We start from the raw sequence: 22,715 nt of genomic DNA, 5'->3' as shown, positions 1-22,715 counted from the left end.
AAACAAAGTGACACAAGGGATTACCGAAACCCCACGGGTCTGAAAACGGGAACCGCCCTAAACGCGGACGACGATGACCGTCTTGCCGGGGCGATGGCCCGGGCGCCGGCCGCTTTCGAACGCCTCGCGACCACTTTCGAGCGGGAAGGTCTCGGCGATGTCGACTCGCAACCGCCCGCCGTCGACCAGCGCGGCGAGTTCGGCCAGCTGGCCGCGATCGGGTGCAACGATGAAAAACGTTGCCGTGACGCCGTATTCGTCGGACCTGCCCGCCGGCGGTGGCGCCGACAGGGTGATCAGCCGCCCACCGCGGCGCAGCACGGGAAATGAGCGGTCCAACGTTTCCCCGCCGACGGTGTCGATCACGACGTCGTAGACGGCGTCGTCGAAAGACTCGCGGCGGACATCGATCACCCGGACGGCCCCATGCCCGCGGACGAGGTCGCCGGCGTCGCTGCGCACGGTCGCGGTGACGCGCGCGCCCCGCATCGCGGCCAGCTGAACGGTCAGGGCGCCCACACCGCCCGCGCCGCCGTGCACCAGCACGTCCTCGCCGGCCCGCACGCCGGCGTGGTCGACGAGTGCTTGCAGCGCGGTCAGGCCTGCCAGCGGCAGCGCGGCGGCGACGGCGTGCGACACCGTCGACGGCCTGGCGGCCAGGTCGGCCGCGGGGACGCAGACGAATTCGGCGGCGGCGCCGTCGCGGTCGAACGGGACCAGTCCGTACACCTCGTCGCCGGGCGCGAAATCCGCCACGCCCGCGGCCACCTCGGAGACGACTCCCGAGACTTCGTGCGACGGGATCACCGGTGTGCGGCTGACACCGTCTCGGGTCCAGGTCTCGTCCCAGGTCAACTCGTCGAACGTGATGGCCGCGGCGTGGACGGCCAGCAGAACTTCGCCCGCGGCCGGCACCGGCACGGGCGCGCGCTCGACGACCAGCTGCTCCGGGCCACCGCGTCGGTGCGCCCGCAACGCCGTCATCTCGGTCAAGGCAGCCGCCAATCGATGGGGTCGGCGCCCATGCCCGTCAACAGGTCGTTGGCGCGGCTGAACGGGCGCGACCCGAAGAACCCCCGAGACGCCGATAGCGGCGAGGGGTGCGGCGACTCGATCGCGACGCAATTGCCCTCGGCCAGAATCGGTTTGAGCGTGGACGCGTCGCGGCCCCACAGGATGGCCACCATCGGCTGCGAGCGGGCGGCGAGCGCGCGGATCGCGCACTCGGTCACCGCCTCCCAGCCCTTGCCCCGGTGCGACGCCGGGTTGCTCGGGCGCACGGTCAGCACCCTGTTCAGCAGCATCACGCCGCGTTCGGCCCACGGCGTCAGGTCACCGCACGAGGGTTGCGGGTATCCGAGGTCGGCGGCGTATTCCTCGAAGATGTTGGCCAGGCTGCGCGGCAGCGGCCGCACGTCGGGGGCCACCGAAAAGCTCAGGCCCACGGCGTGTCCCGGCGTCGGGTACGGGTCCTGCCCGACGATCAGCACCCGGACGCCGTCGAACGGGAACGTGAACGCGCGCAACACGTTGGGGCCCGCCGGCAAGTACCTGCGCCCGGCCGCCAACTCGGCCCGCAGGAACTGGCCCATCGCGGCGACCTGATCGGCCACGGGCGCCAGCGCGGCCGCCCATCCGTGCTCGACAAGTTCGGACAACGGCCGGGCCGTCGTCGCCGGTCCTTTCGTAGCATCGACGCTCATCGCGCAACCCTAACGGTCATACGACTGCCAGCCCGCGTAGCCGGTCCACTCTCGCCCGTCGACAAGGACTTGTGCCTTTCCCTCGAGGACCCGCCCGATGATTCGCCATCCGGCGGGCGCCGGCCCGGCGAAACAGGCCGCCAGGGCGTGGTCTTCGCCGCCGCCCAGCACCCACGACCACGGGTCGGTGCCCGCGGCGGTGGCCGCGGCGGTCAGTGCGTCGTGGTCCGCGGCCAGCGCCGCGGTCGACAGGTCCATCGTCACACCGGATGCCTCGGCGACGTGCCGTAGGTCGGCGACCAGGCCGTCGGAGACGTCGATCATCGCCTGCGCTCCCCCGGCCGCCGCCGCCACGCCCTGACCGTAGGGGGGCTGGGGCACCAGATGCCGTCGGCGCAGCGAATCGAAACCCTCGACACCCCTGCCCCACAACGAAAGCCCGGCGGCCGAGCGGCCCAGTTCACCGGCGACCGCGATCACCGAGCCGGCTTTCGCCCCGGACCGCAGCACCGGCGCGCGGCCGTCCAGGTCGCCGAGCACCGTCACGGAGATGACCCACTGCGGGCAGCTGACGAGATCGCCGCCGGCGATGCCCGCGCCGATGCGCTGGGCCTCGTCCCACATCCCGGCGACCAGCGCGTCCACGTCGGCCGCCGGCGTGTCACCGGGCGCACCGAAGGCGACCACGAAGGCCGTGGGCCGCGCGCCCATCGCCTCGATGTCGGCGGCATTCTGGGCGATGGCCTTGCGGCCGACGTCGTGGGGGTTCGACCAGTCCCGCCGAAAGTGCCGATCCTGCACGAGCATGTCGGTCGACACCGCGATGCGGCCGTCCCTGGCTTGTATCACCGCCGCGTCGTCGCCCGGTCCGACCGCGACCGCGGCGGGCTGTCGGCGACCGCGCACCAAGCGATCGATGACGGCGAACTCACCGAGCTGCCGCAGTGTGGGATTCGATGCGTCGTCGCGCACGCCACCTCCTCCGGCGCGTCCCTGCCTGCGCGGGCCTCTATCCGGGCGCCGACCTGCGGTAAGTTGGGTTACTGCCCGCGCGAGCGGCCCGCGCCAGTTTAGAGCCCTGCCACCATGCGAGCCGCTCGCGGCCCGAGATAGGAGGTGCGCGGGCGGTGATAACCGACCCAGAGACCGGCCCCGTCGACGAGGAGGGGCCGCCGCGCACGCTGATCATCGCCGCGGTTGCCCTGGCCGTCGCGGCGATCGGTGTGATCCTGGTGATCGCGGCGAACCGCGAGGCGCCCCCGCGACCGGTCGCCATACCCGCCTTCCCGGCGCCGCAGGCCGACAGCGCCGCATGCCGGGCGCTGGGCGGGGCGCTGCCGCAGCGGCTCGGTGACTATCAACGCGCGCCCGTCGCGCAGCCGGCGCCCCAGGGCGCCGCCGCGTGGCGGGCCGGCACGGACAGTGAGCCCGTGGTGCTGCGCTGCGGGCTCGACCGCCCTGCCGAATTCGTGGTGGGGTCGCCGATCCAGGTCGTCGACAGGGTGCAGTGGTTCGAGGTGCTTCCCGAACGGCAGTCCGCCGGTGACGCGGGCAGATCGACTTGGTACACGGTGGACCGGCCGGTGTACGTGGCGCTCACGCTGCCGTCCGGATCGGGCCCGACGCCGATCCAGCAGCTCTCCGAGGTGGTCGACCACACCATCGCGGCGGTGCCCATCAACCCTGGCCCTGCCGGTTAGCGCAGGCCCACACCGCGGGCCAACGCCGTTTCCACCATGGTCGCAAGCAGGGTGGGATAGTCCACCCCGCTGGCCGCCCACATCCTCGGATACATCGAGATCGTGGTGAACCCGGGCATCGTATTGATTTCGTTGAGCACCGGCCCGTCGTCGGTGAGGAAGAAATCGACCCGGGCCAGGCCCTGACAGTCGATGGCCTTGAACGCGCGAATCGCCAAATCCCGGATGGCGTCGGCGATGTCGTCGTCGACCTTGGCCGGCACGTCCAATTCGGCCGCGTCGTCAAGGTATTTGGTGGCGAAGTCGTAGAACGAATCCTCACGTCCCCGCACCCCCGCCACGCGGATCTCACCCAACGTGCTGGCTTGGACTGTGCCGTCGGGCATTTCGAGCACACCGCACTCCACCTCGCGGCCGGTGATGGCCGCCTCCACGATCACTTTGGGGTCGTGCCGGCGCGCCACCGCGATTGCCGCGGACAGGTCGTCCCAGCTCGACACCCGGGTGACGCCGATCGACGAGCCACCCCGGGCGGGCTTGACGAACACCGGCAGACCGAGCCGCTCGCGCTCCTCGGGTTGCAGGGTAGGCCGCGACGGGCGCAGCACCGCGTACGCGGCGACCGGCAGCCCTTCGGCGGCGAACAGCTTCTTGGTGAACTCCTTGTCCATGCCCGCCGCGCTGGCCAGCACGCCGGCCCCGACGTAGGGCACCCCGGCCAGTTCCAGCAGGCCCTGGATGGTGCCGTCTTCTCCGTACGGGCCGTGTAGCACCGGGAAAACCACGTCGACGGACGCCAGGACCTCACCGGCCCCCGGCGAAAGGGAGACCAACTGGCCGCTGCGGCGCGGATCCGCAGGCAGGGCCAGCTCGGTGCCCGACTGCGCGGTCACCTCGGGCAGCTGCCGGTTCCTGATGGCCAACGCGTCCTGGTCACCGTCGGTGAGCACCCACGACCCTTCCGGGGTGATGCCGATCGCGACCACCTCGAACCGCTCGGGGTCGAGGTTGCGCAGGATGCTGCCCGCGGACACACATGAGATGGCGTGCTCGTTGCTGCGGCCGCCGAAGACGACCGCGACGCGCACGCGGCTTCCGCTGGCACTCACAACCTAAAGAGGCTACCGGTTGTGCGGCGCTCGGGCCGGACGGCGGCCTTCAGCTGGGCGTTTCGGCGCCGAGCGGCAGTCACTCGGGCTTGGTCCTGCGGCCCAGCAGCAGGGCCATCGCCTCGTCCACCGACAGTCCTCTGTGGCAGACCCGGTGCACGGCGTCGGTGAGCGGCATCTCGACGTCGTAACTGGACGCGAGAGCCAGCACCGACTCGCAGGACGTCACGCCCTCGACGACATGTCCTTCCCCCGCCCGCATCGCCGATTCCATGGTCCCGCCGCGTCCCAGGCGTTCGCCGAAGGACCGGTTGCGCGACCGCGGCGACGTGCACGTCGCCACCAGGTCGCCCACACCGGCCAGACCGGCCAGCGTGGCACCCTTGGCGCCGAGCGCTATGCCCAGCCGCATGATCTCCGCCAGGCCGCGGGTGATGATCGCCGCCGCCGTGTTCTCCCCGAGCCCGACGCCGGCCGCCATGCCGCACGCCAGCGCGATGACGTTCTTGCACGCCCCGCCGATCTCGGTGCCGACGACGTCACTGTTGGTGTAGGGACGGAAATACCCGGTGTTCAGCATGCGCTGCAGGGCGACGGCGCGACCGGAGTCGCTGCAGGCGACGACCGTGGCGGCGGGCTGGCATTCGGCGATCTCGCTGGCCAGGTTCGGCCCCGAAACCACCGCGACCTGGGCCGGGTCGACACCCGTCACCGACACGATGACCTGACTCATCCGCATCAGGGTGCCCAGCTCGATGCCCTTGGCCAGGCTGACCAGGGTGGCGCCGTCGGGCAGCAGCGGCGCCCACCCTTCGAGGTTGGCGCGCATCGTCTGCGCGGGCACGCCCAACAGCACCGTCGAAGCGCCGGCGAGGGCCTCCGCCGCGTCGGTGGTGGCGCGGATGCCCGACGGCAGCGTCGTGCCGGGCAGATAGTCGGGGTTGGATCGGGTGGCGTTGATCCGGTCGGCGACGTCGGACCGACGGGCCCACAACATGACCTCTACATCTGGTTCGCCGGCCTCGACGAGGACCTTGGCCAGCGCCGTCCCCCACGCCCCGGCGCCCATGACCGCGACCACGCCCTTCGAACCGGCCATCCACCACCCCTGTCTTTCGTCTCTAGCGTGTTGCAGCCGCTACACCCTAGATCAGGGGACGTCACGCGAGCTAGCACGTCCGCCGTCAGCGCTCGCTGGCAGGATGAGATCTCATGAGCGGCACACGACCCGATGAACCGGGCAGAGACGTCGCCCTGATCGTCGCCGTCAAGCGGTTGGCCGCGGCCAAGACGAGGCTGGCCCCGGTCTTCTCGGCACGCACCCGGGAGAACGTGGTGCTGGCCATGTTGATCGACACCCTGACCGCCGCGGGACGCGTCCAAGCATTGGGTTCCATCACCGTCATCACCCCCGACGTCGCCGCGGCCGCCGCGGCGACCGAGCTCGGGGCCGAGGTGCTGGCCGACCCAACGCCCGAGGGGCACCGCGACCCGCTGAACAACGCCATCGTCACCGCGGAACGGGCGGTGGGCGGTTTCTTCCCGAATGTCGTTGTGCTGCAGGGGGACCTGCCGGCGCTGCAGACGCAGGAGCTGGCCGAGGCGATCGTCGCCGCACGGCATCACCGGCGCAGCTTCGTCGCCGACCGGCTGGCGACGGGAACCTCCGCCCTCTTCGCCTTCGGCGCTCCGCTCGATCCACAGTTCGGGGCCGATTCGTCGGCGCGGCACCGGCGTTCGGGCGCGATAGAACTGACCGGCGCATGGCCGGGCCTGCGTTGCGACGTCGACACTCCCGACGACCTCGCCTCCGCGCGCCGGCTCGGGGTGGGCGCGGCGACCGCACGAGCCCTGGCACAGCAGTGACTCCAGCCGCGCGGGCGCACCTGTCCTCGCGGTGAACGTCGCCCCAACAGCGAATGGATGTCCGTCGAGCGCTAGCAGCATCGGCGAGTGATGAGCAATGATCGCAGGGTGACCGAAATCGAAGCTGAGGCGCGCCCCGATCAGAACTTGTGGCATCAGGCCGACTCGGCCGTGGCAGCGCCGCCCGCCGCGACGTCGTCGGCGATCACCGACCTGCCGGAGGACCGCTACCTCAACCGGGAGCTGAGCTGGCTCGACTTCAACGCCCGCGTGCTGGCGCTGGCCGCGGACAACTCGTTGCCACTGTTGGAGCGAGCCAAGTTTCTGGCCATCTTCGCGTCCAACCTCGACGAGTTCTACATGGTCCGGGTCGCCGGCCTCAAGCGCCGCGACGAGATGGGGCTGTCGGTTCGCTCCGCCGACGGTCTGACGCCGCGCGAGCAACTGGCCCTCATCGGTGAGCAAACGCAGCGGATCGCGACCCGGCACGCGCGGGTGTTCCTCGATTCGGTGCGCCCGGCGCTCGCGGAGGAGGGCATACATATAGTCACGTGGGGGGATCTGGATCAGGGTGAGCGCGACGAACTGTCCACCTATTTCCACGAACAGGTCTTTCCCGTTCTGACGCCGCTCGCCGTCGATCCCGCCCATCCCTTCCCCTTCGTCAGTGGGCTGAGCCTGAACCTGGCGGTCATGGTGCGCCAACCCGAGGAGGGCGGCCAGCACTTCGCGCGGGTGAAAGTGCCCAACAACGTGGATCGCTTCGTCGAACTGCGCTCCCGCCGCCACACAGACGATGCCGAGGGACCCGCCATAATCCGCTACCTACCAATGGAAGAACTGATCGCGGCCTTCCTACCGGTGCTCTTCCCGGGCATGGAGATCGTTCAGCATCACGCTTTCCGCATCACCCGCAACGCGGACTACGAGGTCGAAGAGGACCGCGACGAAGACCTGCTGCAAGCGCTGGAACGGGAGTTGGCGCGCAGGCGATTCGGGTCGCCGGTGCGCCTCGAGGTCGCCGACGACATGACCGAGAGCATGCTCGAATTGCTGCTGCGCGAACTCGACGTGAATCCGGGTGACGTCATCGAGGTGCCCGGCCTCCTCGATCTGTCGTCGTTGTGGCAGGTCTACCGCCTCGACCGGCCGGCGCTCAAAGACCCGGCGTTCGTTCCGGCCACCAGTCCCGCATTCGCCGACCGCGAGACGCCCAGGAGTGTCTTCGCGACGCTGCGCGAAGGTGATGTGCTGCTTCATCATCCGTACGAGTCGTTCTCCACCAGCGTGCAGCGATTCATCGAGCAGGCCGCCGCCGACCCCAACGTGCTGGCGATCAAGCAGACGCTGTACCGCACATCCGGTGATTCGCCGATCGTTCGGGCGCTCATCAACGCCGCCGAGGCTGGCAAGCAGGTGGTGGCGCTCGTGGAGATCAAGGCGCGCTTCGACGAGCAGGCCAACATCCGCTGGGCGCGCGAACTGGAACAGGCGGGCGTGCACGTCGTCTACGGGTACGTCGGACTCAAGACGCATTGCAAGACCTGCCTGGTGGTCCGTCGCGAGGGTTCGGCGATCCGGCGCTACTGCCACATCGGGACCGGCAATTACAACGGGAAGACGGCGCGACTCTACGAGGACGTCGGGCTGCTGACGGCGTCTCCCGAGATCGGGGCCGACCTGACGGACCTGTTCAATTCCCTTACCGGCTACTCGCGCAAGGTTGCCTACCGCAACCTTCTGGTCGCCCCGCACGGAATTCGCACCGGCATCATCGAACGCGTCGAACGCGAGATCGCCGCGCACCGCGAACACGGCGGCGGCCGGATCCGCCTCAAGATGAACGCCCTCGTCGACGAACAGGTCATCGACGCGCTCTATCGCGCGTCGCGGGCGGATGTGCGGGTGGAGGTGGTGGTGCGCGGCATCTGCGCGCTGCGCCCCGGCGCCGAAGGATTCTCGGAGAACATCTCCGTCCGGTCGATCCTCGGTCGCTTCCTGGAGCATTCCCGCATCATGCATTTCAATTGCATCAACGAGTTCTGGATCGGCAGCGCCGATATGATGCACCGCAACCTCGACCGGCGCGTGGAGGCGTTGGTTCAGGTGAAGGATCCGAGGCTGACCTCATACCTGGACGACTTGTTCGAGTCCGCGCTTGACCCGTCCACCCGGTGTTGGGAGCTGGGGTCCGACGGGCAGTGGACCGCGTCGCCGCAGGACGGCCACACCGTGCGGGATCACCAAGTGTCGTTGATGGAGCGGCACCGCAGTCCGTAACCCCTGTGTGGTGATCTACGGTTGTTTTCCGGCCGCACCGCAAAACTGCGCGTGGCCCCGACCGAATTGACCTGCAGGAGTTGAGTTGCCGACCAAGAGCTCGTCCACCGCGCGGCGTTCGGGAAGCCGGATCGTGTATGCCGCCGGAGCGGTGTTGTGGCGGGCGATCGATCCATCCAACCCCGGCATCGAGGTCGCGGTGATCCACCGCCCACGCTATGACGACTGGTCGCTGCCGAAAGGAAAGGTCGACCCGGGCGAGACCGCACCCGTCGCCGCGGTGCGGGAGGTGCGCGAGGAGACCGGGCACCACGCCATCCTCGGCAGGCGGCTGGGCATGGTGAGCTACCCGATCGAGGCGGGTGTCAAGAAGGTCTACTACTGGTCTGCGCGCTGCACCGGTGGTGAATTCACCCCCGGCAACGAGGTCGACGAAATGGTGTGGCTGCCGACAGCCGACGCGGTGAAGAAACTCAGCTATTCGCATGACCGAAAGATGTTGCGCCACTTCATGAAACATCCGGCCGACATGCGTACCGTGGTGGTGGTCCGGCACGGCACGGCCGGCCGGAAATCACGCTTCAAGGGCGATGACACCCAGCGGCCGCTGGACAAACGCGGACGCGCACAGGCCGAGGCGTTGGTTCCGCAGTTGCTTGCCTTCGGCGCCACCGACGTGTACGCGGCCGACCGGCTGCGCTGCCACCAGACGGTGGAACCGCTCGCGGAGGAATTGGGCGTGACCGTGCACAACGAGCCCGCCCTCACCGAGGAGTCCTACGCCAAGAACCCCAAACGTGGCCGGCACCGGGTGCTCGAGATCTCCGAGCAGCAAGGCACACCGGTCATTTGCACACAGGGCAAGGTGATCCCGGATTTGATCGCCTGGTGGTGCGAACGGGACGGGGTGCGTCCCGACAAGTCGCGCAACCACAAGGGCAGCACCTGGGTGCTCTCGCTAGCGGCAGGCCGGCTGGTGGCGGCCGACCACATCGGCGGCGCGCTGGCCGCCGACGTGCGGGCATAACACGCGAATACCCTTCGGGCGCATCGCTGCCACCCGAAGGGTATTCGCGTTGGACTCAGCTGCTGCCTTAGCGGCGACCGCGACGCGCGGCGGCCTTCTTGGCGGTAGCCTTCTTCGCCGCAGCCTTTCTGGCCGGAGCCTTGGTCGCGGCCTTCCTGGCCGGAGCCTTCTTCGCTGCGACCTTCTTGGCCGGGGCCTTCTTCGCTGCGACCTTCTTGGCCGGGGCCTTCTTCGCTGCGACCTTCTTGGTCGCCGCCTTCTTGGCCGGAGCCTTCTTCACCGCAGCCTTCTTGGCCGGAGCCTTCTTGGCCGGAGCCTTCTTCGCCGCGGCCTTCTTGGCGGGAGCCTTCTTGGCGGGAGCCTTCTTGGCGGCGGCCTTCTTGGCCGCGCCGCTTGCAACTACACCACGCTTCACTGCAGGTCCTTCCGACGGGAGACGCTGTGCGCCAGAGACAACCGCTTTGAATTGAGCACCGGGACGGAACGCCGGGACGGAGGTCGGCTTCACCTTCACCGTCTCGCCGGTACGCGGATTGCGGGCCACCCGGGCCGCGCGCCGCCGCTGCTCGAAAACACCGAAGCCGGTAATGGTGACGCTGTCGCCCTTGTGCACGGCACGCACAATGGTGTCGACAACGTTCTCGACGGCAGCGGTCGCCTGCCGACGGTCGGTGTTCAATTTTTGAGTGAGCACATCAATGAGCTCTGCCTTATTCATCCAATCCCTCCGACGCTAGTGGTCCTCGATTTGAACCGACTAGTGCACACGGTAAACCCTCACCCAGCAAATTTCCAAGAGCCACGCGCAATTTCGGGGCCGAAGAATCGGCGGTTTCGCAATCCGATTGCCGCCCTTGACCGGTGGGAGGGCCGGGAATTCGACCCGGTTTAGTTAGGTGAGCGAGAGGAAATTCGCGGTTTCGCGACCGTTCAGGAGGCGGGCAGAGTGCGCGGTTTCCACTGCGGATACGCGGCTTCGTATGCCTTGATGTTATCGAGTTTCCGCAGCGTAAGGGCTATATCGTCGAGCCCTTCGAGCAGCCGCCAGGCGGTGTGGTCGTCAATCTTGAACGGCAGCACCGTCGTTCCCGCGGTGATATTTCGATCTTGAAGATTGGCAGTGATTTCCAGTCCCGGGCTCTGTTCGATCAGCTTCCAAAGTAGTTCCACGCCGTCTTGGGAGACTTCGGCCGCCAGGAGCCCCGCCTTGCCGGCGTTGCCCCGGAAGATGTCACCGAATCGAGATGAGATGACCACCCGGAACCCGTAGTCCATGAGCGCCCACACCGCGTGTTCGCGCGACGAGCCGGTCCCGAAATCGGGTCCGGCGACCAGGACTGACCCCCGGTCAAAGGGGCTGAGGTTGAGGATGAATGAGGGATCCGAGCGCCACCTGGCGAACAACCCGTCCTCGAAACCGGTTCGCGTGACCCGCTTCAAATACTCCGCCGGAATGATCTGATCGGTGTCGACATTGGACCGCCGCAACGGCACACCGATACCGGTGTGCGTGTGAAATGCTTCCATGATCTTCCCTCCGTCGAATAGGTCAGTTCAAATCGGCCGGGGCAGACAGCGTGCCGCGAACTGCCGTCGCGGCGGCGACGGCCGGAGACACCAGATGCGTGCGGCCGCCTTTCCCCTGGCGCCCTTCGAAGTTGCGGTTGGACGTCGCCGCGCACCGCTCCCCCGGCGCCAGCTGGTCCGGATTCATCCCAAGGCACATCGAGCAACCGGCCTGCCGCCATTCGGCGCCCGCGGCGGTGAAAACCTCGCCCAGCCCTTCGGCTTCGGCCTGCGCGCGCACCCGCATGGACCCGGGCACCACGAGCATCCGCACACCCGGCGCCAGCTTGCGGCCGCGCAGCACGTCGGCGACCACCCGCAGGTCCTCGATGCGACCGTTGGTACAAGATCCCACGAACACGGTGTCGATCGCGATATCGCGCATCGGAGTTCCCGGTCGAAGGTCCATGTAAGCCAACGCTTTCTCGGCAGCCTGCCGCTCGGCGTCGCCGGTCATCAGTTCCGGGTCGGGTACCGCCGCGGCCAGGGGCACGCCCTGTCCCGGATTGGTCCCCCACGTCACGAACGGGCTCAACGATGTCGCGTCGAGGTGGACCTCGGTGTCGAAGACGGCACCGGGATCGGTGTTCAGCCCCTGCCAATACCGCATCGCGGCGTCCCACTGCTCCCCCTGCGGCGCGTGCGGCTTGTCGCGCAGGAATTCGAAGGTGGTGGCGTCCGGGGCCACCATGCCCGCCCGGGCACCGGCCTCGATGCTCATATTGCAAATCGTCATCCGGCCTTCCATCGACAGCGATTCGATGGCGCTGCCGCGGTATTCGATGACGTGTCCCTGCCCGCCGCCGGTACCGATCTTGGCGATCAACGCGAGAATGATGTCCTTGGCCGTCACACCGGCGGGCAATTCCCCATCGACATTGACCGCCATCGTCTTGAACGGCCGCAGCGGCAAAGTCTGGGTGGCCAGCACATGCTCGACCTCCGAAGTGCCGATGCCCATCGCCAGTGCGCCGAATGCGCCGTGCGTCGAGGTGTGACTATCACCACAGACCACCGTCATTCCCGGTTGGGTGAGGCCCAATTGCGGACCGACGACATGCACGATGCCTTGCTCGATATCGCCCATCGGATAGAGACGAATACCGAATTCGGCACAATTTCGGCGCAACGTCTCGACCTGGGTGCGCGACACCGGGTCGGCGATCGGCTTGTCGATGTCGACGGTGGGCACGTTGTGATCCTCGGTGGCCAGCGTCAGGTTGGGGCGTCGCACCCGACGGCCGGCCAGGCGCAGCCCGTCGAAGGCCTGCGGGCTGGTGACCTCGTGCACTAGATGCAGATCGATGTAGATGAGGTCGGGTGCATCACCATCCCCGGACACCACAACGTGGTCGTCCCAGACCTTTTCGGCCAGGGTGCGCGGCTTGCCGGATCCCATGTCGAATTCCCCTCGATTCCCTCATGCGCGGCTCGCCGATGGACCATGCACCTGTGATCTCATTATGCGAGACGCTAGTATCTCTTTGTGAGACAGCATAGCGGCATCGGCGTCCTCGACAAAGCCGTGAGTGTCCTGCACACGATCGCCCAATCCCCGTGCGGATTAGCCGAACTGTGCGAGCGGACCGGATTGCCCAGGGCCACTGCCTATCGGCTGGCCGCCGCGCTCGAAGTCCATCGCCTACTGGCCCGAGACGACGAAGGGCGTTGGCGCCTCGGCCCGGCAGTCACCGAACTCGCCGCCCATGTCAACGATCCGCTGCTGGCCGCCAGCGCGGGGGTGCTTCCCCTGTTGCGCGAGACCACAGGTGAGAGCGTGCAGCTGTACCGTCGCGAGGGCACGACAAGGGTCTGTGTGGCCGCCCTGGAACCCACTGCGGGCCTTCGCGATACGGTCCCGGTCGGGGCGCGATTGCCGATGACCGCGGGCTCGGGCGCCAAAGTGCTGCTGGCCCACAGCGACGCGGCAACGCAAAAGGCGGTGCTCCCGACGGCGAAATTCACCGAGCGAACCCTGGCCGAAGTGCGCCGGCGCGGTTGGGCGCAGAGCGTGGCCGAGCGAGAACCCGGAGTCGCGAGCGTGTCCGTTCCCGTGCGAGACGGCCGCGGCGCCGTCATCGCCGCCATCTCGGTGTCCGGGCCCGTCGACCGGATCGGCCGTCGTCCCGGCGCGCGCTGGGCCGCCGATCTCATGTCCGCGGCCGAAGCGCTCACCCGCCGACTCTGAATCGCGTGCCCGTTGAGCCACCACTGCTCACCGGACCGCACGCGGCCTGACAGACTGACGGCCATGGGAACCAATCAGCGCGCGAGCATCGTCATGTCCTCCGACGAAATCGCCGACTTCGTCGTCAAGAGCCGTACCGGGACGCTGGCCACCCTCGGCCCCGACGGCCAACCGCACCTGACCGCAATGTGGTACGCCGTCGTGGACGGCGAAATCTGGCTGGAAACCAAGGCCAAGTCGCAGAAGGCGGTCAACCTCAAACGTGATCCGCGGGTGAGCTTCCTGATCGAGGACGGAAACACCTACGACACGCTGCGAGGGGTGTCGTTCGAGGGAGTCGCGGAGATCGTCGACGATCCCGACGTCTCGCACCGGGTCGGGGTCAGCGTGTTCGAGCGCTACACCGGCCCCTACACCGACGAGATGAAGCCCTACGTCGAGCAGATGATGAACAAGCGGGTCTGCGTGCGTATCGTCGCGCGGCGCGCCCGCTCGTGGGATCACCGCAAACTCGGCATGCCGGCCATGCCGGTGGGTGGGTCCACGGCACCAGCCGTGTTGGGAACCGGTCAATAGTTTTTTGTAGCCCCGATGGGATTCGAACCCACGCTACCGCCGTGAGAGGGCGGCGTCCTAGGCCGCTAGACGACGGGGCCAGACACGATCCGAGGTGTCAGCATAGCTCACCTCGAGAAGCCCACCTAATCGCTTGAGGTGGCGAGATTTTGCTGGGGTACCAGGACTCGAACCTAGAATGGCTGAACCAGAATCAGCTGTGTTGCCAATTACACCATACCCCATTGGCTGCCTAAAACTGCTGGTCAGCGGTCGCTCTGAGCCGTATCACGCCGCTCCGGAGACCGCCGCCGCCAGCCGTTGTCGGCCTTTGCGAACCGCAGTGCAGACTACCAAAGACTCGCGACACAATCCGCACGCGAGGCCTTCGCCTACCCGGCGACCGACTCACGCGCAGCGCGTAGCCGCCGCAAGCTGCGGTCGCGGCCCAGCAGCTCCAGCGATTCAAACAACGGCGGGCTGACCGTCGTTCCCGTGGCGGCAACCCTGATCGGGCCGAAGGCCTTGCGCGGTTTGAGGCCCAGGCTTTCGATGAGCGAGGCTTTCAGAGCCGCCTCGATCTGGGCCGTGGTCCAGTCCGTCAGGCCTTCCAGCGCGGTCAGCGCGGCGTCCAGCACCGCGGCCGCGTCCGGACCGAGTTCCTTGGCGGCGGCCTTGGGATCGATGGTGTATTCGTCGTCGTTGAGGAACTTCAGCAGCTCCCACGCGTCGGCGAGCACGACGATGCGGGTCTGCACCAGGTCGGCGGCGGTGGCGAACGCCGCGTCGTCCAACCCGAGCCGGTGGCCGTGCACGTCGAAGTAGTCGCGCAGCCGGCCCGCGAAGTCCGCCGGCTCGAGCATGCGGATGTGTTCGGCGTTGAGCGCGTCGGCCTTTTTCTGGTCGAACCGCGCGGGGTTGGAGTTGACGTCGACGACGTCGAACGCGGCCACCATTTCGTCGAGGCTGAACAGGTCGTGGTCGTCGGCGATGGCCCAGCCGAGCAGCGCAAGGTAGTTGAGCAGCCCCTCGGGGATGAAGCCCCGGTCGCGGTGGGCGAACAGATTCGACTGCGGGTCGCGCTTGGAGAGTTTTTTGGTCCCCTCCCCCAATACCGTTGGCAGGTGAGCGAACTCCGGGACGCGCTCGGCGACGCCGATCCGGATGAGCGACTGATACAGCGCGAGCTGGCGCGGAGTCGACGGCAGCAGGTCCTCCCCCCGCAGCACGTGGGTGATCTTCATCAGCGCGTCGTCGCACGGGTTGACCAAGGTGTACAACGGATCTCCGTTGGCGCGGGTCAATGCGAAGTCCGGCACGGTGCCCGCGGCGAAGGTGGTGGGTCCGCGCACGAGGTCGTTCCAGCCGAGATCTTCGTCGGGCATCCGCAGCCGCACCACCGGCTTGCGCCCCTCCGCGAGGAAGGCGGCGCGCTGGGCATCGGTCAGCTGCCGGTCGAAGTTGTCGTATCCCAGTTTCGGGTTGCGGCCCGCCGCGATGTGGCGCGCCTCAACCTCTTCCGGGGTCGAGAACGCGTAGTAGGCCTCGCCCGCCTCGAGCAGCCTGGCCACCAAGTCGCGGTAGATCTCCTTGCGCTGCGACTGCCGGTACGGGCCGTAGGGTCCGCCGACTTCGGGCCCCTCGTCCCAGTCGAGACCGAGCCAACGCAGCGCGTCGAGCAGCGCCAGATAGCTTTCCTCGCTGTCCCGTTCGACATCGGTGTCCTCGATGCGAAAGACGAAGGTGCCACCAGTGTGCCGGGCATAGGCCCAGTTGAACAGCGCGGTGCGGACCATACCGACGTGCGGGGTGCCCGTTGGCGACGGGCAGAACCTGACGCGGACTTTCGTTGCAGCAGTCACGACTTTCCTTTACGGACCACAGGATTGGACAAGGTGCCGATGCCCTCGATGGTGATGGCGACGGTGTCGCCATCCTCGATGGGACCGACGCCGGCCGGCGTCCCGGTGAGGATGAGGTCGCCGGGCAGCAGCGTCATCACGGCCGAGATCCATTCGACGATCGCGCCGACATCGTGGATCATCAGCGACGTACGGCTGTTCTGCTTCACCTCGCCGTTGACCTCGGTGCGGATCTCGAGATCCGCCGGGTCGACATCGGTGACGATCCACGGACCCACCGGGCAGAAGGTGTCGTGTCCTTTCGCCCGGGTCCATTGGCCGTCGGCCTTCTGTTGGTCGCGGGCGGACACGTCGTTTCCGATGGTGTAGCCGAGGATGCTGTCGGCGGCCTCGGCGGCCGAGACGTCCTTGCAGGGCCGGCCGATGACCGCGGCCAGCTCGCCCTCGAAATGCACGGGCGATGCGTTGGCGGGCAACCGAATCGGCACGTTCGGGCCGATGATAGCCGTGTTGGGCTTGAGGAAGATGATGGGATCCGGCGCTGCCGGGCCGGTGAACTCCGTCATCTCCGCGATGTGGTCGGCATAGTTCTTGCCGATGCAGACCACCTTGCTGGCCAGTATCGGAGCCAACAGCCGCACATCGGGCAGCGGCCAAGAGCGGCCGGTGAAGTTCGGCGTGCCAAAGGGATGTTCGGCGATCTCGCGGGCGATCATTGCGGCGGGGTCGGCGAGTTCGCCCTCGATGCTGACGAAAGCGACACCGTCCGGACTGGCGATTCGACCAAGGCGCATTTTGTTGAGCCTAGTGACGGTCGCGAGCGCGGCGTAGCCGGGCGTGGCGGGCCGTCACGATTCGATCGAGTGACGGTCGCGAGCGCGGCGTAGCCGGGCGTGGCGGGCCGTCACGATTCGATCGAGTGACGGTCGCGAGCGCGGCGTAGCCGGGCGTGGCGGGCCGTCACGATTCGATCGAGTGACGGTCGCGAGCGCGGCGTAGCCGGGCGTGGCGGGCCGTCACGATTCGACCGAGTGACGGTCGCGAGCGCGGCGTAGCCGGGCGTGGCGGGCCGTCACGATTCGACCGAGTGACGGTCGCGAGCGCGGCGTAGCCGGGCGTGGCGGGCCGTCACGATTCGACCGAGTGACGGTCGCGAGCGCGGCGTGGCCGGGCGCCACCCGCTTGCGGGGGACCGGGCACTGCGGGCAGCATCCGCACGAGTAGTACCAGTGGTTCCCCCTGCGTGTGCAAGCATGGGGAATGCGAACGGGGACGGCCGCCACGCGGGAGCTGGGCGCCGGCGGGCGCTGGGCCATCATGGTCGTATCGCTGGTGGTCACCGCGACTTCCTTTGTCTTCATCAACGGCGTCGCGTTCCTGATTCCCTCGCTGCAGACATCGCGCGGAATCCCACTCGACGAAGCCGGTCTGTTGTCCTCGATGCCCAGCTGGGGCATGGTCGTCACGCTGGTGCTGTGGGGCTACGTGCTGGACCGGGTGGGCGAGCGCCTGGTGATGGCCGCGGGTTCGGCACTGACCGCGGTGGCGGCCTACGCCGCGGCGTCGGCGCATTCGATGGTGTTGATCGCCGTCTACTTGTTTCTCGGCGGCATGGCCGCCGCCAGTTGCAACACGGCCAGCGGCCGGCTGGTATCCGCGTGGTTCCCGCCACACCAACGCGGCCTGGCCATGGGTCTCCGCCAGACCGCGCAGCCCCTCGGAATCGCCTTGGGAGCGCTGGTGATTCCCGAGCTTGCCGAGCAGGGGCCGGATGCGGGGCTCAGGTTCACGGCCTATGCGTGCGCGTTTGGCGCGATCGCCAGCGCGCTCGGCATCATCAACCCGCCCCGCAAGCCCAGGGCGAAGGCCAGCCATTCGGAACTCTCCAGCCCCTACCGAGGGTCGTTGACGCTGTGGCGAATTCACACGGTCGCGGGCCTGATGATGGTGCCGCAGACGGTCACCGTCACGTTCATGCTGGTGTGGCTGATCAAGAATCTGCACTGGTCGGTCGCGGCTGCCGGCAGTCTGGTCACACTTTCTCAGGTGCTGGGTGCCGTCGGCCGGGTCCTGGTGGGCCGCTGGTCCGACCGGATCGGCTCGCGAATGCGACCGGTCCGCATCATCGCGGCCGCGGCTTCCATCACCCTCTTTCTCTTGGCCTGGGCCGATTTCCTGAATTCGAGGTACCAGGCGCCCCTGATGGTCGCCATCGCGGTGATCGCCGTGCTCGACAACGGGTTGGAGGCCACGGCCATCACCGAATTCGCCGGGCCGTTCTGGAGCGGGCGCGCCCTGGGCATCCAGAACACCACCCAGCGGGTGTTGGCCGCTGCGGCGCCACCGCTCTTCGGCGCGTTGATCACCGCGGCAAAATACCCGAACGCGTGGATATTGTGCGGATTGTTTCCGGTGGCCGCGGTGCCGTTGGTGCCGGCGCGGTTACTCCCGCCGGGCCTGGAAACTACAGCCCGGCGGCAATCCGTTCGCCGACTTCGGTGGTGGCGGGCCGTTCGTCCCCACGCGTTGCAAGATAGGACTCGACAGCCCGATCCACCCGGGTAGCGGCCTCGTCCTCGCCGAGATGGGCGAGCAGCAACGCCACCGACATGATCGCAGCGGTCGGGTCGGCGATGCCCTGACCGGCGATGTCCGGCGCGCTGCCGTGCACCGGCTCGAACATCGACGGGTTGGTCCGGGTGGCGTCGATGTTTCCGCTGGCGGCCAAGCCAATTCCGCCGCACACGGCCGCGGCCAAGTCCGTGATGATGTCGCCGAACAGGTTGTCGGTGACGATCACGTCGAAGCGCCCGGGGTCGGTGACCATGAAGATGGTGGCGGCGTCGATGTGTTGGTACGCGACCTCGACGTCGGGGTGGTCCTTCCCGACCTCGGCCACGATGCGCGCCCATAACTTTCCGGCGAAGGTCAGCACGTTGGTCTTGTGCACCAGCGTCAGGTGCTTGCGACGACGCTCGGCGCGTTCGAACGCGTCGGCCACCACGCGGCGCACACCGAAGGCGGTGTTCAGGCTCACCTCTGTGGCGACTTCGTGGGGCGTGCCGGTGCGGATCGCGCCGCCGGTACCGGTGTAGGGGCCTTCGGTCCCCTCGCGCACCACCACGAAATCGATGTCGGGGTTTCCCGCCAGCGGGCTGCGCACACCGGGATACAGCCGGCCCGGTCGCAGGTTGACGTGATGATCCAGCTCAAAACGCAGGCGCAGCAACAGGCCCCGCTCCAGCACGCCGCTGGGTACCGACGGATCGCCGATCGCCCCGAGCAGGATGGCGTCGTGCTGGCGCAGTTCGGCGAGCACGGATTCCGGCAGCAGTTCGCCGCTGGCGTGATACCGCCGGGCGCCCAAGTCGTAATCGGTCTTCTCGACACCGGGCAGCACCGCATCGAGGATTTTGACGGCCTCGGCCGTCACTTCCGGCCCGATACCGTCGCCGCCGATAACAGCCAACTTCACGACAGATCAACCACCTCAAGCTTGTTCGCGCTTACCGCCGCAGCGATGGCCGACCGCACATCCCCCGGCACGTCCTGGTCCAGCCGCAGCAGAATCGTCGCGAACGGGCCCTCGGCGTCTTCGGACAGCTGCGCCGCGTGGATGTTCACCCCGGCGCCACCGAGCAACGTGCCGATCTTGCCCAATGCTCCCGGTTGGTCGACGTAATGGATGATCAAGTTGGTGCCTTCGGCGCGCAGGTCAAAGTGGCGGCCGTTGATCTGCACGATCTTCTCGACCAACTGCGGCCCGGACAGGGTGCCGGCCACGTTGACCGTGGTGCCGTCGTGGGTGACCGCGCGCAAGTCGACGACGCTGCGGTGGTTGGGGCTCTCGGAGGCCTTGATGAGTTCGGCGGTGACGCCGCGTTCCTCGGCCAACGCCGGTGCGTTGACGAAAGTGACCGGACCCTCGACCACCGCCGAGAACAGTCCGCGCAGAGCCGAAAGCTTCAGCACCTCAACGTCTTCGGAGGCCAGCTCGCCGCGCACCTGCACCGACACCGACACCGGGGGTCCGTCGGACAGCGAGGCGGCCAGCACGCCGAGCTTGCGGACAAGGTCCAGCCAGGGCGCTACCTCTTCGTTGACCACGCCGCCGCCGACGTTGACGGCGTCGGGGACGAACTCCCCGGCCAGCGCGAGCTTCACGCTTTCGGCGACGTCGGTGCCCGCCCGGTCCTGGGCCTCGGATGTGGACGCGCCCAGGTGCGGCGTGACCACCACCTGCGGCAACTCGAACAGCGGGCTATCGGTGCACGGCTCCTTGGCGAAGACGTCGATACCGGCGGCCCGGACATGGCCGCTGCTCACCGCCTCCGCCAGGGCGGCCTCGTCCACCAGGCCGCCGCGGGCGGCGTTGACGATGATGATGCCCGGCTTGGTCTTCGCCAGCGCGTCTTTGCCGATCAGGCCCGCCGTCTCGGGCGTCTTCGGTAGGTGCACCGAGATGATGTCGGCGCGGCCCAGGAGGTCGTCGAGGGGCAACAGTTCGATCCCCAGCTGCGCGGCCCGGGCCGGCGAGACATACGGGTCGTAGGCGACGAGGTGGGTGCCGAAGGCCGTCAACCGCTGGGCGACCAACTGCCCGATCCGGCCGAGCCCCACCACGCCGACCGTCTTACCGAAAATCTCGGTGCCGTTGAACGACGACCGCTTCCAGGCGTGCTCGCGCAGCGACGCGTCGGCCGCCGGGATCTGCCGGGCGGCAGCCAGGAGCAGCGCCAACGCGTGCTCGGCGGCGCTGTGGATATTCGAGGTGGGCGCGTTGACCACCAGCACGCCGCGCTCGGTCGCCGCGTCCACGTCGACGTTGTCCAGGCCGACCCCGGCGCGGGCGACGATCTTCAGTTTGGGTGCGGCTGCCAGCACCTCGGCGTCGACGGTGGTGGCCGAGCGCACCAGCAGCGCGTCGGCCTCCGGCACTGCGGCCAGCAGCTTCTCCCGGTCCGGCCCGTCTACCCAGCGCACCTCGACCTGGTCTCCCAGGGCGGCGACAGTCGATTGGGCGAGTTTGTCGGCGATCAATACAACAGGCAGATTCACCCGGCCAGCCTATCGGCTGGCGTTGACGCGCATCGACGGGCTCACCACTGCCGTAACTGCGCCGACGCGCGGTTGGGGTGCGGGTCATCGCGGTCCTACGATGCGCTCGTGACCAAACTTGCGATCGTCTACTACTCGGCCACCGGCCATGGCACCGCGATGGCGCAACGCGTTGCCGCCGCGGCCGAGGCCGCGGGCGCCGAAGTCCGCCTGCGACACGTCGCCGAGACCCGCGACCCGGAATCGTTTGCGCAGAATCCGGCCTGGACGGCGAATTACCAAGCGACCAAAGACCTCCCGGCAGCCACCGGTGAGGACATCGTCTGGGCCGACGCGGTCATCTTCGGTTCGCCGACCCGCTTCGGCTCTCCCGCTGCGCAATTGCGCAATTTCCTCGACTCGCTGGGCGGGCTGTGGGCCGAAGGCAAGCTCGCGGACAAGATCTATGCGGCCTTCACCTCCTCCAACACCCTGCACGGCGGTCAGGAGACCACGCTGCTGGCGCTGTACATCACCCTGATGCATTTCGGCGGCATCATCGTGCCGCCCGGCTACACCGACCCGCTGAAGTTCGTCGACGGCAACCCGTACGGGGTGAGCCTGGTGTCCACCCATGACAACATCAGCGAGTTCGACGACGCGACGGCCAACGCGTTAGACCATCTGGCCCGCCGGGTAGTTGAGGTGGCCCGGCGTCTGGCGCCGTAACCCGTACCCGAGCGTGAAACTGTTGCGAATTTTTTCGCTGTTTTTCGCAACAGTTTCACGCTCGGCGGAATAGTCAGGCCGTCTCGGTGATCGGCCGGTCGACCCAGCTCATCAGGTCGCGCAGCTTCTTGCCGGTCACCTCGATGGGATGCTCGGCGTTCTCCTTGCGCAACTGCTCCAGTTCCTTGTTGCCGCCCTCGACGTTCGCCACCAGCTTCTTGACGAAGGTGCCGTCCTGGATGTCGCGCAGGATCTCCCGCATCCGCTCCTTGGTGCCGGCGTCGATGACCCGCGGACCCGACAGATACCCGCCGAACTCGGCGGTGTCGGACACCGAGTAGTTCATCCGGGCGATGCCGCCTTCGTACATCAGGTCGACGATCAGCTTGAGCTCGTGCAGCACCTCGAAGTACGCCATCTCCGGCGGGTAACCGGCCTCGACCATCACGTCAAAACCCGCCTTCACCAATTCCTCTGTGCCGCCGCACAACACGGCCTGCTCGCCGAACAGGTCGGTCTCGGTCTCGTCCTTGAAGGTGGTCTTGATGACGCCGGCCCGGGTACCGCCGATGGCCTTGGCGTAGGACAGCGCCAACGCCTCGCCCTTGCTGGTCGGGTCCTGGTCGACCGCGATCAGGCAGGGCACGCCCTTGCCGTCGACGAACTGACGGCGCACCAGGTGGCCGGGTCCCTTCGGGGCGACCATCGCGACGGTCACATCGGTGGGCGGCTTGATCAGACCGAAGTGGATGTTGAGCCCGTGCCCGAAGAACAGTGCGTCACCGGGCTTGAGGTTGGGCTCGATGTCGTTCTTGAAGATGTCCGCCTGCGCGGTGTCAGGCGCCAACAGCATGATGACGTCGGCCCACTTGGCCACCTCGGCGGGGGTGTCGACGTCCAGACCCTGCTCCTCCACCTTGGCCCGCGACTTCGAACCCTCCTTGAGCCCCACGCGCACCTGCACGCCGGAGTCGCGCAGGCTCAGTGAGTGCGCGTGCCCCTGGCTGCCGTAACCGATCACGCCGACCTTGCGGCCCTGGATGATCGACAGGTCTGCGTCGTCGTCGTAGAACATTTCTAGTGCCACTGTTGA

Annotated in this window: 21 protein-coding genes and 2 tRNA genes; 8 read left to right on the top strand and 15 right to left on the bottom strand. The window is 67.8% G+C overall.

The annotated features are described in order from the left end of the window. Positions 1–57 precede the first annotated feature (57 nt). The 3 genes from KXD96_RS11500 to KXD96_RS11490 are packed head-to-tail and all read right to left on the bottom strand — an operon-like array spanning position 58 to position 2,675. Entirely contained in the window at positions 58–984 is a 927-nt protein-coding gene (locus tag KXD96_RS11500; protein WP_260745331.1) for an NADP-dependent oxidoreductase, read from the bottom strand. 5 nt (positions 985–989) lie between these two features. Beyond that, positions 990–1,703, bottom strand: a complete 714-nt coding sequence (locus tag KXD96_RS11495; RefSeq protein ID WP_260744668.1) for a uracil-DNA glycosylase — start codon at positions 1,701–1,703, stop codon at positions 990–992. 9 nt (positions 1,704–1,712) lie between these two features. Then, positions 1,713–2,675, bottom strand: coding sequence for a thiamine-phosphate kinase (locus KXD96_RS11490; RefSeq protein ID WP_260744667.1), 963 nt, complete (start codon positions 2,673–2,675; stop codon positions 1,713–1,715). Positions 2,676–2,830: 155 nt separating this feature from the next. On the opposite strand from KXD96_RS11490, the gene KXD96_RS11485 reads away from it, so the two are divergent. Beyond that, the gene (locus KXD96_RS11485; protein ID WP_260744666.1) at positions 2,831–3,403 is read left to right on the top strand and encodes a DUF3515 domain-containing protein; all 573 of its coding nucleotides are present in this window, start codon (positions 2,831–2,833) and stop codon (positions 3,401–3,403) included. On the opposite strand, the gene KXD96_RS11480 is transcribed toward KXD96_RS11485, so the two are convergent. Both KXD96_RS11480 and KXD96_RS11475 read right to left on the bottom strand, forming a co-directional pair. Next, the gene (locus tag KXD96_RS11480) at positions 3,400–4,512 is read right to left on the bottom strand and encodes a D-alanine--D-alanine ligase family protein (protein ID WP_260744665.1); all 1,113 of its coding nucleotides are present in this window, start codon (positions 4,510–4,512) and stop codon (positions 3,400–3,402) included. The genes KXD96_RS11485 and KXD96_RS11480 overlap by 4 nt on opposite strands. Positions 4,513–4,591: 79 nt before the next feature. Beyond that, the gene (locus tag KXD96_RS11475) at positions 4,592–5,611 is read right to left on the bottom strand and encodes an NAD(P)H-dependent glycerol-3-phosphate dehydrogenase (protein WP_260744664.1); all 1,020 of its coding nucleotides are present in this window, start codon (positions 5,609–5,611) and stop codon (positions 4,592–4,594) included. 113 nt (positions 5,612–5,724) lie between these two features. Between KXD96_RS11475 and cofC the strand changes: the two genes are divergently transcribed. The 3 genes from cofC to KXD96_RS11460 all read left to right on the top strand — a co-directional run bounded on the left by cofC (position 5,725) and on the right by KXD96_RS11460 (position 9,685). Beyond that, the gene (cofC, locus tag KXD96_RS11470) at positions 5,725–6,378 is read left to right on the top strand and encodes a 2-phospho-L-lactate guanylyltransferase (RefSeq protein WP_260744663.1); all 654 of its coding nucleotides are present in this window, start codon (positions 5,725–5,727) and stop codon (positions 6,376–6,378) included. 87 nt (positions 6,379–6,465) lie between these two features. Beyond that, on the top strand, positions 6,466–8,658 hold the full coding sequence (locus tag KXD96_RS11465) for an RNA degradosome polyphosphate kinase (RefSeq protein WP_260744662.1): 2,193 nt from the start codon (positions 6,466–6,468) through the stop codon (positions 8,656–8,658). Positions 8,659–8,743: 85 nt separating this feature from the next. After that, a complete protein-coding gene (locus KXD96_RS11460) occupies positions 8,744–9,685 on the top strand; it encodes a bifunctional NUDIX hydrolase/histidine phosphatase family protein (RefSeq protein ID WP_260744661.1) in 942 nt (313 codons plus the stop codon). 67 nt (positions 9,686–9,752) lie between these two features. Here KXD96_RS11460 and KXD96_RS11455 read toward each other — a convergent pair whose 3' ends face one another. The 3 genes from KXD96_RS11455 to leuC all read right to left on the bottom strand — a co-directional run bounded on the left by KXD96_RS11455 (position 9,753) and on the right by leuC (position 12,650). Beyond that, positions 9,753–10,403, bottom strand: coding sequence for an HU family DNA-binding protein (locus KXD96_RS11455; RefSeq protein ID WP_260744660.1), 651 nt, complete (start codon positions 10,401–10,403; stop codon positions 9,753–9,755). 212 nt (positions 10,404–10,615) lie between these two features. Further along, positions 10,616–11,212, bottom strand: coding sequence for a 3-isopropylmalate dehydratase small subunit (gene leuD, locus KXD96_RS11450; RefSeq protein ID WP_260744659.1), 597 nt, complete (start codon positions 11,210–11,212; stop codon positions 10,616–10,618). 22 nt (positions 11,213–11,234) lie between these two features. After that, a complete protein-coding gene (gene leuC / locus KXD96_RS11445; RefSeq protein WP_260744658.1) occupies positions 11,235–12,650 on the bottom strand; it encodes a 3-isopropylmalate dehydratase large subunit in 1,416 nt (471 codons plus the stop codon). 87 nt (positions 12,651–12,737) lie between these two features. Between leuC and KXD96_RS11440 the strand changes: the two genes are divergently transcribed. Then, a complete protein-coding gene (locus tag KXD96_RS11440) occupies positions 12,738–13,439 on the top strand; it encodes an IclR family transcriptional regulator (protein ID WP_260744657.1) in 702 nt (233 codons plus the stop codon). A gap of 63 nt (positions 13,440–13,502) precedes the next feature. Further along, a complete protein-coding gene (locus KXD96_RS11435) occupies positions 13,503–14,015 on the top strand; it encodes a pyridoxamine 5'-phosphate oxidase family protein (RefSeq protein WP_260744656.1) in 513 nt (170 codons plus the stop codon). A 7-nt stretch (positions 14,016–14,022) separates the two neighbouring features. Here the strand turns inward: KXD96_RS11435 and KXD96_RS11430 are convergent. The 4 genes from KXD96_RS11430 to KXD96_RS11415 form a co-directional block, all read right to left on the bottom strand. Next, positions 14,023–14,095 (bottom strand) — tRNA-Glu (locus KXD96_RS11430). 72 nt (positions 14,096–14,167) lie between these two features. Next, positions 14,168–14,239 (bottom strand) — tRNA-Gln (locus KXD96_RS11425). Positions 14,240–14,386: 147 nt separating this feature from the next. Next, positions 14,387–15,856, bottom strand: coding sequence for a glutamate--tRNA ligase (gene gltX / locus KXD96_RS11420; protein WP_260744655.1), 1,470 nt, complete (start codon positions 15,854–15,856; stop codon positions 14,387–14,389). After that, on the bottom strand, positions 15,853–16,650 hold the full coding sequence (locus tag KXD96_RS11415; protein WP_260744654.1) for a fumarylacetoacetate hydrolase family protein: 798 nt from the start codon (positions 16,648–16,650) through the stop codon (positions 15,853–15,855). Before KXD96_RS11415 ends, gltX begins: the two co-directional genes overlap by 4 nt. A gap of 466 nt (positions 16,651–17,116) precedes the next feature. Between KXD96_RS11415 and KXD96_RS11410 the strand changes: the two genes are divergently transcribed. Further along, positions 17,117–18,421, top strand: coding sequence for an MFS transporter (locus KXD96_RS11410; protein ID WP_260744653.1), 1,305 nt, complete (start codon positions 17,117–17,119; stop codon positions 18,419–18,421). On the opposite strand, the gene KXD96_RS11405 is transcribed toward KXD96_RS11410, so the two are convergent. Beyond that, positions 18,321–19,331, bottom strand: coding sequence for a 3-isopropylmalate dehydrogenase (locus KXD96_RS11405; protein ID WP_260744652.1), 1,011 nt, complete (start codon positions 19,329–19,331; stop codon positions 18,321–18,323). The two genes, KXD96_RS11410 and KXD96_RS11405, sit on opposite strands and share 101 nt — an antisense overlap. Next, positions 19,328–20,914: a phosphoglycerate dehydrogenase gene (gene serA / locus KXD96_RS11400; protein WP_260744651.1), complete on the bottom strand. Its 1,587-nt coding sequence runs from the start codon at positions 20,912–20,914 to the stop codon at positions 19,328–19,330. Before serA ends, KXD96_RS11405 begins: the two co-directional genes overlap by 4 nt. Before the next feature lie 108 nt (positions 20,915–21,022). Between serA and wrbA the strand changes: the two genes are divergently transcribed. After that, entirely contained in the window at positions 21,023–21,622 is a 600-nt protein-coding gene (gene wrbA, locus KXD96_RS11395; RefSeq protein ID WP_260744650.1) for an NAD(P)H:quinone oxidoreductase, read from the top strand. Between the two features lie 73 nt (positions 21,623–21,695). Here the strand turns inward: wrbA and ilvC are convergent, their stop codons facing one another. Further along, positions 21,696–22,697 (bottom strand): ketol-acid reductoisomerase, encoded by a 1,002-nt coding sequence (ilvC, locus tag KXD96_RS11390; RefSeq protein ID WP_260745330.1) that lies wholly within the window; start codon positions 22,695–22,697, stop codon positions 21,696–21,698. Positions 22,698–22,715: the final 18 nt, after the last annotated feature.

Origin of the sequence: Mycobacterium sp. SMC-2, from assembly GCF_025263485.1 — a bacterium.
Classification (GTDB): Bacteria; Actinomycetota; Actinomycetes; order Mycobacteriales; family Mycobacteriaceae; genus Mycobacterium.
This window is presented reverse-complemented; position numbering and strand designations above follow the sequence as displayed.